Below are 14,972 nucleotides of genomic sequence, written 5' to 3'. Positions count from 1 at the left end.
CCTGTAAGTTTGTCAAATTAGTGTTTCATCCCATCGCTGCCCGTTTTCTTTCCCCCGCGACCCAGTTGTTCCAGGGCCGCCCGAAACCCTTTCGCCAATTCCGGGGCCGGACCGCGCCCGTAATAATGCAGGAAAATGGTTCGGGGTTGTTCCCCCAGCATGTGGTGATGCAAAGCAACTACTTCCAGTTTATGTTGCCGCAGCGTTCGAACGACTGCATTGACCTCACCTTCCAACATGGCAATGTCACCGGCAATATGCGCATCAGCTTGCTTTCCGGCAAAAGAAGCCCAGGAGTTCAGGCCGATAGCCGCCGTCATTTCTGCACCCATCGCGATAATTTTTACGTCATCACGACCCACGGTGTATTTGTAGGTGGGACCATTGACCGCCCCGGTGTATTTGACGATGGCATCCAGTGCGGGCAGATCGAAAAGGTCTTTTCCGGTTGATGGCGTCGTGCCACTTTGCGCTACGGGCGTGGGTTGATTTACCGGAAACAATTTGGTGTTGCCAATCGCCTGAGCGTATTTTTTGGCTAAATCCGCCACCGTTCCGACCCCATGCAGGTGCATATAGAAGATGCGCGGTTGTTCGTAGAAAAAATGATTGTGAATGGCCGAGATTTCCAATCCGGCCGCGTGCGTGGCATCGATGAGGGGATTGACTTCGGTTTCCAGCAGAACCGTATCGCTCATCATGACCGTCTGCTGGCCATCCACGGTTTTCTTAAACGACACCCAACCACCAAATCCGAAGGGGATGGGTACGGCTTCCCCTTTGACGGTGACTTTCAAATCATTGCGTGGTAGTGGCACGGAATAGGTTGCCTGCACTTCGTTGTAAGTGCCTTTTTTGCCCAGGACGGTGGCAATAGCATCCTGTTCTTCTGCCGACAACGCTGGAGTTTTACCCAGGGTTAGCCTCTCCATTGGGACGATCTCGCCAGTTGACGTACAGAGTGGAATGGTGCCGGTAACAAGAACGGCTGAGCGAAGAAAGTTTCTGCGTTGCATACAAAAATAGGGTCTTGTTGAGTTCAAAGCTAAGCGCCAATTGTGAATAAAAACTGAAGTACGGAAGGTTGCCCATCAACGGCTTCTTATGATTACGGCTTATCAACACGGGCCACGACCTTACTATCCGGTTTGAGTTCTTCATTCCCCTTTAACACCAGCGTATCGCTCTCGTTCAATGCACCAAAAATTTCTACCTTATCCGGCAACGTCAGTCCGGGCCGCACATCCACCCACTGCGTTTGTCCTCCCTTAATCCGAATGACGAATTTTCGCTCCAAGGTGGTAACGACCGCCGAGAATGGCACGGCAAACGAAGGTTTCGTCCGACCTAGGTCCAGGACGACATCGGTATACATCCCTGACTTCAACTGATGATCGCCATTATCGACAGAAAACTCCCAGATTTCAGAGCGCGTATCGACATCGATTCGATCCGTTTTCCGTACCAGAACAGCATCGTACTGTTGATTGGGTACCGCGCGGGTCGAGAAACGGACTTTATTGCCCGTGAGGTGACTCCCCGTGAGTGCTTCGGGAACGGCCACCCGCAGACGGAGTGTGCGGTTATTCTCCATTTCCAGCACGGGCTTATCCGTCGGGTTTCCCACGTAGGCACCGGGATCTACGTTGCACCGGGTCACGACACCTCCGAACGGAGCCCGAAGCACTAAATAATCCGCCATGTCTTGCAGCGCCTGAACGGAATAGTGAGCGACCTGAACATCAGCGCTATCGGCACGCATTTGATTACGCCCTCGTTCCAGTTCACTGGCCGACACCACACCGGGGGTGTTGGCGGCTCTCCGCAACCGTTCGTAAGCGTCCCGGCTGGTGCCGAGTTTTGATTTGGCCGCTTCCCAGCGGCTCCGGGCTTCGGTCAATCGCGCCTGCTGTTCGGGGGCATCGAGAATGGCCAGTACCTGGCCCTGCCGAACGACCGAGCCAATGTCCACCGCCACTCGGCGCACGAAACCGGGCAGTTTCGCGTAGATCTGCACCCGCTGATCCGGAAACAATTCACCCGGCAGCGTAACCTGTTTAGCGATCGTAGAAGTTTTTAACACAAGCGTATGAACGGTGTCCGGTTTTGAATCGACGGTAGCCGGGGTGTCTTTTTTTTGCTGCGGGGCTTCATTACAAGCGGTCAAACCACTCAACAAGGCCAGAAAAAAATAAGAATGTTTTATCATGATGTCAGGCCGTGGCGGTTGGTGGTAAGGTATATTGAGGGCTGGTCGGATCGTCCGGGTCAAGCGAATGACTGGCGTATTTCTGGCGACCGACGGTAGACTGGTACAAGAGCGGCAATACCAGCAGCGTCGCTACGGTCGAAGCGATCAGGCCGCCGATGACGGCAATACCCAGCGGAGCCGTTTGCTGACCGCCTTCCCCCAGCCCGATGGCCATTGGAATCATGCCGACGATCATGGCCAGACTGGTCATCAGGATAGGTCGCAGGCGGCTCCGGGCGGCCGCAAAACCAAGGTTCTTCGGCGGTTGGGAGTGTTGCCGAAGCGTTTCTGCATTCGTTACTAACAGAATTGCATTGGCCACCGCTACGCCGATGGCCATGATGCAGCCCATGAACGACTGAATATTGAGTGTATTCCCCGTTAGAAACAGCAGGGATAAAGCCCCCGCCAATACCGCCGGTAGCATAGACAAGACCACCAGCGATAATCCGAACGATTGAAAAGCGGCCGCCAGCAACAGGAAAATCGCCACGACGGCCAGGGCTAACCCCAGCGACAGTTCGCTTAGCGTTTGGGCCAACAGTTCGGCCTGACCCCGCAGGGTAATTTTTACACCCTGCGGCAACTCTCCGAGGTTGTGGATGACTTGGTTCAGGTCGCGGACGGCTCCACCAATATCTTTCCCTTGCAGATTTGCAGTCAGGGTCACGTACCGCTGTTGATTCAACCGGTCGTATTCGCCCACCGTGTTTAGTTTTTTCCAGTCAGCCACGTCACGCAGGTAAATCCGGCGATCCGTATTGGAGGCAACCGGAAGTTGTTCCAATTGATCGGGGCTGTTCATGCGAAACTGCGGATACTCGACCTGTACCTGATACGAATTGCCCGATGCTTTATCGAGCCAATACAAAGGCTGCGTCAGGCGGCTCGACGACGTTCCGGCCACCACCGACCGACTGACTTCGTCTACCGTCAGGCCCAACTGCCCGGCCCGAACGCGATCATAGGTAATTTGCAACGTCGGGTAGTCGAGCGGTAAACCGTACTGTAGATCCCGCAGATAGGATAATCCCGCCATCCGATGTCGGAGCCGTTCGGCTAATTCACGCCCCTGTGCCAGGTTTTTGGCCTGTACGCTCACCTCCACCGGGGTGTTGGCACCCAGGCTCATCACCTGATCAACCAGATCGGCTGGCTCAAACGAGAGCTGCATACCGGGAATCTGCCGACTCACTTCAGCCCGCAATTGCTCTTTGAAAGTATCCAGCGGCAGATCAGCATCCGGGCTTAGGTTCACTTTTAGTACCGCTTCGTGGGGACCACTCGTCCACAAAAAGATGGGGCTAATGGCATAGGTCTGAGGTTGTAGGCCAACAAACGCCGAACTGATGGCGACGTTTTTGTCTCCGGCTAACTGGTGAACAATGGAAAGAACTTTCTTCGTGGCGTCTTCCGTGCGCTCGACCCGGGTACCTGCCGGTAATCGGAGTCGTACCTGAAACTGGCCGGTATCGACTCTCGGGAAAATTTCGGTACCGATCAGACGGTAAACCGATAAGGCCAGCGCAGTGGCCAGTACTAAATATAACCCAATAATGAGTCGGCTGCGCGGCTGAAAACGAGCCGTAAAGTGCTGGTATTGGTTCTCAAAACGTTCGAACCGGGTACTTCGAGTTGGGTGATTTCCCGATTTTAGAAAATAATTGGCCGCGACCGGCACCAGCGTTTGTGACCAGACAAACGACGCAATCATGGCGAAACCAACCGACAGCGACAACGGAAAGAACATGGCACCCGGCACCCCCGTCATGAACAGCGCGGGCACGAATACCGCCAGAACACAGAGCAGAATCAGTAGCTTAGGCCGGGCGATTTCCCGGCAGGCGTCCGCAATCGCCCGCGCTTTGGGCTGGCCCGCTTCCAAGTGCCGGTGGATATTTTCGATGGTTACCGTCGCTTCGTCCACCAGAATCCCCACGGCTAGCGCCAGCCCGCCCAGGGTCATGACATTGAGACTTTGACCGGTCAATTGTAAACCGACGACCGCCGATACTAAAGCGACCGGTATGGTAAGCACTACGATGAGCGCGCTGCGTCGGTCACGCAGGAACAGCAAGACCATCAGTCCGGTCAGCACGGCTCCCAACCCACCCTCAATCAGCAGGTTCCGCAGCGAATTAGCCACATACGTAGACTGGTCAAATTCGTAAGAAACGTGGATATCGTCGGGAATGGCGGCCTGCATGTCGGGCAGTGCTTTCCGAATGCGTTGCACCACGTCCCAAGTTGAGGCATCGGCCCGTTTGGTGACCGGAATATACACGGAGCGCTTCCCGTTGATGAGGGCATAACCTGTCGTAATGTCGGCACCATTATCCACACTGGCAACATCGCGCACATACATGGCCGGGCCGTTACCGGGCTTGATGGGAATGTTTTCCAGTTCTTTTATCTGGTCAACGACGGTGTTCTGGGGCGTAATGAGCATCTGATCTCCCACCCGTAAATTACCGGCGGGTGTCAGGGTGTTGCCTTTCGCAATGGCCGTCACTAACTCGTCGGGGGTTAGTCCGTAACTGCGCATCCGTTCGGGATCGGCCCGTACAACGACCGTCCGCTGGTTACCTCCAAACGGTGGGGGTGCCGATACGCCCGCCAACGAAGCAAACATCGGACGAACCTTAAATAAGGCCAAATCCTGAATTTCGTTGAGCGACCGGCCTTCACTACTGAAGGTCAGTTGTCCGACGGGTACCGATCCGGCGTCGTAGCGCATGATGAAAGGAGGTTGCAGGTTGGGCGGCATAAAAGCCCGCGCCCGATTGACATACGAAACGACCTCTGCCATCGCCTGCGCCATGTCGGTGCCTTCATGGAACTGGCATTTTAGGAGGGATAAGCCCTGGATCGACTTGCTGTCAACGTACTTAATGCCCGTAATGTACAAGAAGTGGTATTCGTAGTAGGAGGCAATAAAACCCTCAACCTGCTGGGGCGATAGTCCGCCAAATGTCTGGGCCACGTAAATAGTCGGCGTCCCTAAGGTCGGAAAAATATCGATGGGCATTTTTCGGATCGCCAGGATCGAAAAAAGGATCGTCGCAAACAGGGCCGCCAGCACGGTGATGGGCTGGCGCAGAGCCGCTTTGAGTAAATAAATCATTCAGGGTAACTGGTTAAGAAATGGAGACAAATCGCCGTTGGCCGCAGCTTGTCCAAGCCAGGCTTTCCACACGCTCCAGTAGGACTTTTTATAATCAACTTCCGCTCGAACCAGCCCATATTGGGCTTGGGCAAAATCGGCAAAGGTCGTTAGACCTTCGTTGTAACGGGTTCGCAGGACGGTGAAAGCAGATTGGGCCGCCTGCTTTTGGGCGGGTAGTTCGCTCGCAATCAGTCGGGCACTTTGCAGAGCCGTTTCGGTGCGTAGTCGCTCACCGGTCAGTTGAAGCTCTGTTTGCCGAATGTCCTCCTGATACGCCTGGTTGATCAGTTGCTGCTGCTGACTCCGTAACCGAACTTCCGGCCCGTTCAGCAAGGGCACGGAAAACAACAGCCCGGCTCCGTAGTTAAAGCGGCTGAATAGCAAGCCTTCGGCGGGGTTAACCTCGCCGGAAGCCGATACGCCAGAACCGCGTCCGTAGGCAATGGCCCAAAAGCCCAGGCGTGGCAAGCGAGCTTTGCGGATCAACGCTTCCCGATCCTGGCCCTGCCGGACCTGTTGCTGGGCCACCCGAAACAGGGGATGATGGTTCACAGAGTCCACTTGATTAGTGGCGGTGGGGAGCCGAATAAAAACCAAAGAGTCCCGGACGGCGATGGGACGATCACTACCCACCAACTGAGCCAACTGGATTTGACCTTCCTGCCACGCCTGCCGGGCTTGTAGTAACTCCACATTGGCGCGGGACAATTCACCGGCAAACAAGGCCGTGTCCGCGCCCGACCGCAACCCCGTACCGACCAGAACCCGACTTTGGGTTAGGTTAGACTGGGCGCGGGTCACGTTCTGTTGATAAACACCGACGAGTTCGGCCAGCAGCAGCCCATCCAAATAGGCATCAATGACCCGTACTTTGTGATTAAAAAGGGTAGCCTCGAGCTGATTTTCGCCGAGGCTGATTTCGGCTTTGGCCACCGTTCGTTGCGCTTCCCGTAACCCAAAGGTGATGGGTTGCCAATTCAACAAGAGGCTGGCCGCACTGCCACTAACGGGTTGGTAGCGGTTGCCGATCGAAGGTGGCCCGCTGATGGGTAGAAGACCCTGGGGATGAAACAATCCGGTTATGTTGTTGTAGGTAGCCAGATTAGCCTGATAGGATCCCTCGAGCGTTGGCAGCGCTGCGTTCTGAATGAGGTCAATGTTTTTTTGTTGGGCGTCGATCCGAAGTCGGCTGGCCCGGAGTGCGGGGTACGTTTGTTCCGCCTGTTGGAGCAGTTGAACGAGCGGAAGCGATTGGGCCTGAAGGACACGTGTAGGCCCAATCCAATAACTGAGGATGCAAACGAGTAAACAGCGAATTTTCATCGAAAAACGGGTTAGGATCAACCTGAGAGACAAACCTATTATCCGATTGTGAATTAATGCTGAATTTACGCGTAGGTTACTGTCAGTCGGTGAATGCCATTCGCAAATTGATACGTCACGGCCCATCCATTGACGTCGGCAATCGTCTTGACAATGGCCAGGCCTAATCCCAACGTCTGTTTTTGCCGCGAGGCCTTGCGAAAACGCTCGAAAAGCTGATCGGTCGGCACATCGGGGGCATCACCGGTGTTTTCTACCGTCAGCGTCTGCCCCTTGACATCAACCCGGACAAAGCCATTGGAGAGATTATGCACAAAGGCATTTTTAAGCAGATTGGTTAGCAAAATTTCCGCTAAAACCGGGTGCGTATGGAGCGTGGTATCGGCAGGAATCGTCAACTCCACCCGCAATGCCTGCTGTTCGATCTGTTCTTCAAAATAGGGAAGCATACCCTCTACCAACGGTTTCAGGGGAACTGGGGTACGCTCGCGGAACTGGTTATTTTCAATTTTGGATAAAAGCAGCAGCGCCTGATTTAGTCGTCCTAATCGCTCGGTTTGCGTCAGAATGGACTCTAAGGGTTCGGCCTGCCGGTAATCTAATTCGGCCTGTTGCAAAAGGACTTCGATGTGCGATTGAATCACGGCCAGGGGCGTCTGCATTTCATGAGATGCATTCTCGATAAACTGTTTCTGTTGCATGAACAGTTTCCGGTTCCGTTCCGTTAAGTCGGTCAGCCCCTGCTGCAATTGACTAAATTCATCAATGGAGGTCGGTTCGGTTTGAAATGAAGTGGTTTGATCAACCCGGAACTTACCCAGTTGGTGGAGCATGCGGTAGAACGGTTGCCACAGAATCCGGTTTAATCGCCGGGCCGTCAAGGCCAACCCCACACCCAGTACCAAAAAAAGTGTGGGAAGCGTAATGGAAACCGTATTAATCATCTCGGTGCTTTCCAGTCGGGGCTTGACAATAGTCAGCTCGTAAGGGTTTCCACTCACCCGTACCTGCGTTCGAAGTTGGCGGTATTCGTCATATTCCTGATCGACCGGTTCAAAAACCAGCGTATCAGCGTATTGATCGGGTTGAAACACATGGCCAGGAGGAAGTGGGCGAAGCTTGAAATCAGTATAGGGATCACCCGTTGGCAGGCTGCGCTGGGGTTGATTAAGTAGGACAGAGATTTGCTGTTTGCGATTGAACAGAATCTCATCGATGTTCTGGTAGACTTGCTGGCGGAGTACCGCATACAATACCAGTGACCAGACTGCCAGAATCAGCAGAAACAGGACCAAATAATAACGAGTAGTCAGTGTCAGTAATCTCATGCGTTTACCAGGAGTTGATAACCGACCCCGTAGATATTCCTAATTTCGGGTGTGGCCCCGGCTTCCAGCAGCTTCTTCTTTAAATTCTTGATGTGCGCAAACAAAAAGTTAAATGAATCGGCCTGGTCGATGTGGTCACCCCAGAGGTGCTCGGCTAAGGATGTTTTGGTTACTACCCGTTCCTGGTTGGCCAGCAGATGCAACAGAATATCCAGTTCCTTACGGGTCAGGGTGATGGCCTGTTGATCGACCCATACCCGACGCTGGGTCATATCGACCCGCACATTCCCGGCATCGATAAAATCATGTGTATTAAATGCTTTCCGGCGAATGACGGCTTTAATTCGGGCGTTTAATTCCGAAAGGTGGAAAGGTTTGGTCAGGTAATCATCGGCCCCTAAATCCAGTCCGGCGATTCGATCGTCCAGTGAGTTTTTGGCGGAAATTATAATGATGCCCGCTTTTTTTCGGAGTTGTTTATACGCTTCCAGCAGTCGCAGGCCGTTTCCATCGGGTAAGGTAATATCCAATAATAAGCAATCGTACTCGTAGAGGTGAATACGCTCCAGAGCCGCCACATAGGTCGTGACGCCTTCACTGATGAATTGTTCACCCGTCAGGTAGCCTAGCATGTTATTCAACAGCGGTTCTTCGTCTTCAACAATCAGCAGTTTCATGGCCAACGAAGGTAAGAAGCGAATTGTGAAGAAAGACTGAAGTCTGTTGAATAGTGTTTTATGGATTAACAATCATTTTTGGTTTCACAGGAAGAGCATTTCGTTTTAGTAGTTCCTGTTTAACCCACTTTATAGAGTAAAATTTTTATTCATGCCACAGTCCATTTAATTTTGATGAATCGTAGTTGCTCTGGTATACCTAAAAGAAAATTCCGACAGGTTCGTTATAACTTGTAATTAATCGTTTGACGTCATTTGTATCAATCAGACTACAACGAAATCCCCTTCAACGGTTTCAAATGAATTAGCCACACTCTGTAACGTGATAAACCGACCAACACTGCTGGCTTTATGGATCGTAGCGGGGTTATATTATAGCCTCATCGCCTGTCAGAAGGGTGGTTCCCCGGATGTCATTCCAGTCGATCCCAATCCGACCGATTCCGTCGTCTACAAAACAACCCCCTACCCCTGGAAAAAACCGGCCAATTTTCCTGATCCGGCTTATAACTTTGCCCAAAACCCACTGACCCACGAAGGCGTTTTATTGGGCAAAAGCCTGTTTTTCGATGCCAGCCTATCGAAAAACGGTACGATTAGTTGTGCCTTTTGTCATCAACAGGAAGTGGCTTTTGCGCACACCGATCATATTTTGAGTCACGGTATTCACGATAAAATCGGGCCACGCAACACCCCCGGCATTCAAAATGTGGCCTGGAGCCGGGTCTTTTTCTGGGATGGTAAAATTCTTGATTTGGATCAACTGGCAATCGACCCCATCCAAAACCCTATCGAAATGGGTGATTCCCTAGCCAACGTTTTGCAAAAAGTGCAAAGTAATGGACACTACCGCAGTCTTTTTAAAGCCGCTTATGGTTCGGAAAACGTTACCGCTGAACGGTTTTTAAAAGCACTGTCCCAGTATTTGTTAACGCTGGTTTCGGCGACCTCCAAATACGATCAATTCATTCGGAATGAAGGCGTTCAATTCACTGAACAGGAACTTCGCGGATTGCAACTCTTCAAGACCCATTGTTCAGGCTGTCATAGTGGTGAACTCTTTACCGATGAGAGTTTCCGCAACAACGGTTTGTTACCCAACCCGTATGTGCCCATACCCGATCTGGGACGCTATGGCATCAGCCAAAAGCCGGAGGATAAAAACAAATTCCGGGTGCCGAGCCTGCGCAACATCGCCATGACCACGTACTACATGCATGACGGTCGTTTTAAAACGCTGGATCAGGTGCTCAATCACTACACCACGGGTATTCAGGACAACCCCCAACTCGACCCGCTTCTCAAGAAAAACGGTACCCCCGGCATTCCCTTGAACCGGCAGGAGCAGCAGGATATTGTTATGTTTCTGAACACGTTGACCGATTATGACTTTATCACCAATCGTCAGCATCACCACGATTAAGCCCCTTCTCCATTGTTCGTTGGCGATTATGGAATGGATTTTTTAGGCTCCAAAAGAGTCAGATACTGCGCAAACTCAGCACCGGTCATGTCCGAAATTTTCATGGCAAATAATTTCTCTTTCAGGGCCATCTGTTCGATGGCCCTATAGTGGGTTAGTAAATTTTGAATCATTTCGGGGTTATTGACGGTCAGACCAAAGAGAAGCATGGGGCTCCCCTGACTGTTGGTGTAATAGAGTTTGTAATCGTGTGGCGCATTATTGACGTGTTTCGCGCCAAATTCCAGCAGTTTTCGAATGGCGGGAAAGACCCGGTCGATATCGTCTTGCGCATAATCGCCGGTTTGTAGTTGTTGATGTAGTTTTCCCTGGCTGGCCCGCGCCATAAAGTGTTCAATGGCCTCTAGTTCTTCACGATTGATTTTAGATTCCATACGGGATCTGTTTTATTGGCTGAATGGTTGAGTCTGTCTTACGCATTTTACAATTGATAGCGCAACAATTCCGCTGCCGCTAACTGGACGTCCCGCTCCAATTGCTGGTAAGTATCCTGCGCAGCATACAGGTAGGTGGTTTCCAGGAGGTATTCGACCGTCGTGATCTGGCCCAATCGCAGGGACGTATCCAGCAGGGTCAGTGTACTGAGCTGACTGAAGAGCTCCCGGTATTGATTCAGGCTGGCTTGCTGCGTCTGGTATTGTTCGTAAAGCCGCTGATTTTGGGCGTAATGCTCGGTTCGGTGCTGAGTTAACCGGGCCTGGCTTTCGAGCACGTTGGCCTTTCCCAGATTGACCGTCTGGGCCTGTTGCCACAGCGGCAGCGTCAATCCCAGATGCACGCCCTGATAACGCTGTCCGAGAATGGCCTGGTAATGATACCCCACTTCCAGTTTGGGCAGCGTCAAAGACCGGCTGAGCGCAACCTGGGCCTGCCCGATCCCAATTTGTTGTTGCAAAACCGAAAGGGTCGGATCACCCGCTTCGATCAGGCTATCGAGCGTAGGAAAATTCGCCAGAGGAGGTAACGCCGGATAAAGGGTATCCCGCAAAGCGATGACAGTACCGCCATTGAGTTCCGCCAGCCGCTGCAGCCGTTGGCGCTGCTCGCTTTGATTCAGGCGCAATTCGTGTTCGGCACCCAGGCGCTGCAACCGGACTTTGTTGAGATCCAGGGCCGTGGCCTCGCCCTGTTGTAGCTTTTTGCTCCAGTCGCGGACCAACTGCTCGGCCCGGCCCAGCCGCCGTTGTAATTCCAATTGCCGCCGGTTGTAATAAATGATTTCCAGGCTCGTTTGCTTGGCTTCCAGCAGAATGCTCTGACGAATAACGCGAAACCGGGTGTCGGTTTGCCCGGTCAATTGCCGGGCAACGGCCCGACGCCGGGCGTAGACGGTGGGAAAATCCAGCGCCTGGGTCAGGCTGATCTCCTGCTGAATACCGGCCGTTTCGGGTCGACCCGGCAAGCGGTCATATTCCACAAACGGATTATCGGGATTGAGGCCCGTCCGGTATTCCACCTTTCGCGCAGCACCGTATTGCCGTTCGGCCAGCAGCGTTTTGTTCGTTTGTTCAACCGATTGCAAGACCTGAGCCAGTGTCGTGCCGGGTGGCACAGATTGAGCCCAGGCGTTGACGGTAAGGCCCATGAGCAGCTTGAATAGAAAACAGGTGCGAAAGCGTTGCATAGCGTGTATCAGGATGAGGTAGACGACGTGCGCTGTTGCCGAGTGCGAACCCGCAAATAGACCACTGGGATGATAAACAGGTTCAACAGGGTGGAACTGAGCAAACCGCCCAGGATCACTTTGGCCATCGGACTTTGGATTTCGTTGCCCGGTTCGCTGCCCGCCAGCGCCAGCGGAATCAGCGCCAGTCCCGCTGTCAGGGCCGTCATGAGAATGGGACTCAAACGATCCACCGACCCGTGGATCACGGACTCGGTCAGAGTTTGTCCCTCCTCCAACTCGACGGTTCGGTAATGGGACACCAACAAAATGCCATTGCGGGTGGCAATACCAAAAAGGGTGATAAACCCGATCAGGGCCGGAATGCTGATGACCTGCCCCGTCAAAGCCAGACTCACGACTCCACCGATCAACGCCAATGGCAAGTTCAACAGAATAATTCCGGCCAGGGATGCTTGTCGAAATTCACCCAACAGCAGCATAAAAATCAGCAGCAATGAAACCAGCGACGTCACGCCCAGAATACGGGATGCACTGGCCTCGCTTTCGAACTGCCCACCGTACTCGATCCGGTAGCCTTCGGGGAGTTTGATTTGCTGGTTAATGGCCGCTTGCACGTCTTCCACAACGCTGCGCAAATCCCGTCCGGCCACGTTTGCCGATACCACCACCCGTCGTTGGACATTCTCGCGGTTAATCGTGTTGGGACCGCTGGTAGAAACCACATTCGCCACCAGCCCCAGCGGAATTTTTTCGCTACCCGGCGTATCGATGAGCGTGTTTTTTAGGGCTTCCATACGGCCCCGGTTGGCATCGTTATAGCGCACCACCAAATCGTATTTCCGGTTGCCTTCAAACACATCGGCCACTTTTTCGCCCGCAAAGGCAACATCGACAAATTCGGTAAACGCCCCCATCGTAATGCCATAGCGGGCCAGCATTTCCCGGTTGGGTTGAATCTGCACCTGGGGAATATCGATTTGCGGCTCGACGGTTAAATCAACCAATCCCGGTGTCGCGGCAATTGCCGTTTTGATGGTGTTCGATAACGCAAATAGTCGCGGCAAATCCGTTCCAAAGACCTTGATGGCCAGATTCGCCCGGGTTCCCGACAGCATGTGATCGATGCGGTGACCGAGGGGTTGCCCAATGGTGATGTTCACGCCCGATAAGGTGGCCAGTTTCGCCCGTACCTCTTCCATGAATTCGTCCCGGCTTCGTGTTTCCAGCACAAACGGCGCATCGATTTCGGCGGCATTGACGCCCTGCGCGTGTTCATCCAATTCCGCCCGACCCGTCCGGCGCGTGGTGACCCGGATTTCCGGCACCGTCAGCAACGTTTGTTCCACCAGCGTGCCAATTTTGTTGGACTCTTCCAGGGATATGCCGGGTAAACTCACCGCACTGACCACCAAAGAGCCTTCATTAAATTCCGGCAAAAAGCTGCGGCCCATGGTACTCAATAGCCACAATGCCGCGATTAACATGATTATACTGATGCCCAGTAACCAATTGCCATAAGGCAATACGCGCTCCAGCGTGTGTCGGTAGGCCCGGTTGAGGTGTTGGACCAACCAGGAATCGTGCGATTTCCGGTGCAACATCCGCTCCGAGGTCAATAAATAACTGCACAGCACCGGCGTAACGGTTAATGCCACGAGCAGCGATGCCAGCAGCGAAACCACGAACGCAATTCCGAGGGGTTGCAGGAGCCGCCCTTCCATCCCACTCAGAAAAAACAGGGGTAAAAAAGCGGCAATGATGATAAACGTAGCGGAAATGATCGACGCCCGGATTTCGACCGAAGCGTGGTAGATCACATCGATGACGGGCCGTCGTTCGGCGACCGGAAGCCGTGCATTTTCCCGGAGCCGACGGTACACATTCTCGACGTCGATGATGGCATCGTCCACCAAATCACCGACCGCAATGGCCATGCCACCCAGCGTCATGGTGTTGATGGAAAACCCCAGCCACCGCAAGGTGATGATGGAAGCCAACAGGGAGAGCGGTAACGCGACGAGCGACACCACCGTGGTCCTGATGTTCATCAAAAACAAGACTAAAATCACCACCACGAAAACGGCTCCTTCCAGCAAGGTCCGCTGAATGTTGCTGACGGATGCGGAAATAAAATCTGACTGGCGAAAGATGCGGGTGTTGACGGCTACATCGGGCGGGAGGTTTTTCTTTAACTCCAACAGGGCGACATCCAACCGCTCCGTCAGTTCCAGGGTGTTGGTGTGAGGCTGTTTCATCACGGTTAGGATGACCGCCAGTTGCCCCTTGAGCGACCCGGACCCAATTTTGGGGGCGGCACCAATTTGCAAATTGCCCACATCGGATAAACGCAACGGATTAGCTCCCACCAGTTTGACCACACCGCTGCTCATCTCAGCGGGATTGCTGGTGCGTCCCATGCCCCGGACCAGGTACTCATTGTTGTACTGGTACAAAAAACCGCCCGCAGCGTTGCGGTTCGAATTTTGCGCAGCCGCCATCACCTCCGGCAACGTCACCCCGTAGTTTTTCATTTTCAGGGGATCAAGCAACAGTTGATACTGTTTGTAATCACCGCCAATGACGATGACCTGCGAGACGCCCCCGGTGGCCAGGAGTCGGGGGCGGATGGTCCAGTCCGCCAGGGAGCGCAGTTCCATCGGGGTGGTTTGTTTTGCTGTCAGGCCAATGAGCATAATTTCGCCCATGATGGAGGATTGCGGAGCCAGGGTCGGTGCGCCGACCCCTTGCGGCAACTGGGTCGCAACGGTTTGGACTTTCTCGTTGACAATCTGCCGGGCCTGAAAAATATCCGTGCCCCATTCAAACTCCACCCAGACGATGGAAATACCGGCGGAAGATGAAGACCGGACCCGCCGAACGCTGGTCGCTCCATTCACGGCGGTTTCCAGTGGAAACGTGACCAGCCGTTCAACTTCTTCGGGGGCCATGCCGTGGGCTTCGGTCAGCACCGCGACGGTCGGTGCCGTCAGATCCGGAAACACATCGATGTCGGTGGTCTTAGCCGTGTACCACCCACCCACCAGGAGCAGCAACGCAGCGACCACTACCCCGAAACGATTGTGTAAAGCGGTATAAATAATTCGGTTCAGCATGTGA

The 14,972-nt window shown here is 53.4% G+C and carries 10 protein-coding genes; 1 reads left to right on the top strand and 9 read right to left on the bottom strand.

Annotation, left to right across the window (positions count from 1 at the left end):
* Positions 1–17: 17 nt before the first annotated feature.
* The 6 genes from DUE52_RS21975 to DUE52_RS21950 form a co-directional block, all read right to left on the bottom strand.
* Positions 18–1,016 (bottom strand): DUF1259 domain-containing protein, encoded by a 999-nt coding sequence (locus DUE52_RS21975; RefSeq protein WP_114408208.1) that lies wholly within the window; start codon positions 1,014–1,016, stop codon positions 18–20.
* A 92-nt stretch (positions 1,017–1,108) separates the two neighbouring features.
* Entirely contained in the window at positions 1,109–2,209 is a 1,101-nt protein-coding gene (locus DUE52_RS21970) for an efflux RND transporter periplasmic adaptor subunit (RefSeq protein WP_114408207.1), read from the bottom strand.
* A 4-nt stretch (positions 2,210–2,213) separates the two neighbouring features.
* Positions 2,214–5,375 (bottom strand): efflux RND transporter permease subunit, encoded by a 3,162-nt coding sequence (locus DUE52_RS21965; protein WP_114408206.1) that lies wholly within the window; start codon positions 5,373–5,375, stop codon positions 2,214–2,216.
* Complete coding sequence (locus DUE52_RS21960) at positions 5,376–6,740, bottom strand: TolC family protein (RefSeq protein WP_165840991.1); 1,365 nt, start codon at positions 6,738–6,740, stop codon at positions 5,376–5,378.
* 65 nt (positions 6,741–6,805) lie between these two features.
* Entirely contained in the window at positions 6,806–8,068 is a 1,263-nt protein-coding gene (locus DUE52_RS21955) for a sensor histidine kinase (protein WP_114408204.1), read from the bottom strand.
* A complete protein-coding gene (locus tag DUE52_RS21950) occupies positions 8,065–8,745 on the bottom strand; it encodes a response regulator transcription factor (protein WP_114408203.1) in 681 nt (226 codons plus the stop codon). The genes DUE52_RS21955 and DUE52_RS21950 overlap by 4 nt, the downstream gene beginning before the upstream one ends.
* 322 nt (positions 8,746–9,067) lie before the next feature.
* On the opposite strand from DUE52_RS21950, the gene DUE52_RS21945 reads away from it, so the two are divergent.
* Entirely contained in the window at positions 9,068–10,168 is a 1,101-nt protein-coding gene (locus tag DUE52_RS21945) for a cytochrome-c peroxidase (protein ID WP_229312259.1), read from the top strand.
* 26 nt (positions 10,169–10,194) lie between these two features.
* Here the strand turns inward: DUE52_RS21945 and DUE52_RS21940 are convergent, their stop codons facing one another.
* From DUE52_RS21940 to DUE52_RS21930, 3 genes are read right to left on the bottom strand one after another with little or no spacing between them, the layout of a single operon-like run.
* On the bottom strand, positions 10,195–10,602 hold the full coding sequence (locus DUE52_RS21940) for a hypothetical protein (RefSeq protein ID WP_114408202.1): 408 nt from the start codon (positions 10,600–10,602) through the stop codon (positions 10,195–10,197).
* Between the two features lie 47 nt (positions 10,603–10,649).
* Positions 10,650–11,852: a TolC family protein gene (locus tag DUE52_RS21935; RefSeq protein ID WP_114408201.1), complete on the bottom strand. Its 1,203-nt coding sequence runs from the start codon at positions 11,850–11,852 to the stop codon at positions 10,650–10,652.
* A gap of 8 nt (positions 11,853–11,860) precedes the next feature.
* Positions 11,861–14,968: an efflux RND transporter permease subunit gene (locus tag DUE52_RS21930; RefSeq protein WP_114408200.1), complete on the bottom strand. Its 3,108-nt coding sequence runs from the start codon at positions 14,966–14,968 to the stop codon at positions 11,861–11,863.
* Positions 14,969–14,972: the final 4 nt, after the last annotated feature.

The organism is Larkinella punicea, from assembly GCF_003334855.1.
Classification (GTDB): Bacteria; Bacteroidota; Bacteroidia; order Cytophagales; family Spirosomataceae; genus Larkinella; species Larkinella punicea.
Note: the sequence above shows the minus strand (reverse complement) of the source record. Positions and strands in the feature narration are given on the sequence as shown.

Excerpts from the sequence above, each read along its gene's own strand:
- DUE52_RS21975 (WP_114408208.1), bottom strand. The coding sequence starts at position 1,016 with ATGCAACGCAGAAACTTTCTTCGCTCAGCCGTTCTTGTTACCGGCACC.
- DUE52_RS21970 (WP_114408207.1), bottom strand. The coding sequence starts at position 2,209 with ATGATAAAACATTCTTATTTTTTTCTGGCCTTGTTGAGTGGTTTGACC.
- DUE52_RS21965 (WP_114408206.1), bottom strand. The coding sequence starts at position 5,375 with ATGATTTATTTACTCAAAGCGGCTCTGCGCCAGCCCATCACCGTGCTG.
- DUE52_RS21960 (WP_165840991.1), bottom strand. The coding sequence starts at position 6,740 with ATGAAAATTCGCTGTTTACTCGTTTGCATCCTCAGTTATTGGATTGGG.
- DUE52_RS21955 (WP_114408204.1), bottom strand. The coding sequence starts at position 8,068 with ATGAGATTACTGACACTGACTACTCGTTATTATTTGGTCCTGTTTCTG.
- DUE52_RS21950 (WP_114408203.1), bottom strand. The coding sequence starts at position 8,745 with ATGAAACTGCTGATTGTTGAAGACGAAGAACCGCTGTTGAATAACATG.
- DUE52_RS21940 (WP_114408202.1), bottom strand. The coding sequence starts at position 10,602 with ATGGAATCTAAAATCAATCGTGAAGAACTAGAGGCCATTGAACACTTT.
- DUE52_RS21935 (WP_114408201.1), bottom strand. The coding sequence starts at position 11,852 with ATGCAACGCTTTCGCACCTGTTTTCTATTCAAGCTGCTCATGGGCCTT.
- DUE52_RS21930 (WP_114408200.1), bottom strand. The coding sequence starts at position 14,968 with ATGCTGAACCGAATTATTTATACCGCTTTACACAATCGTTTCGGGGTA.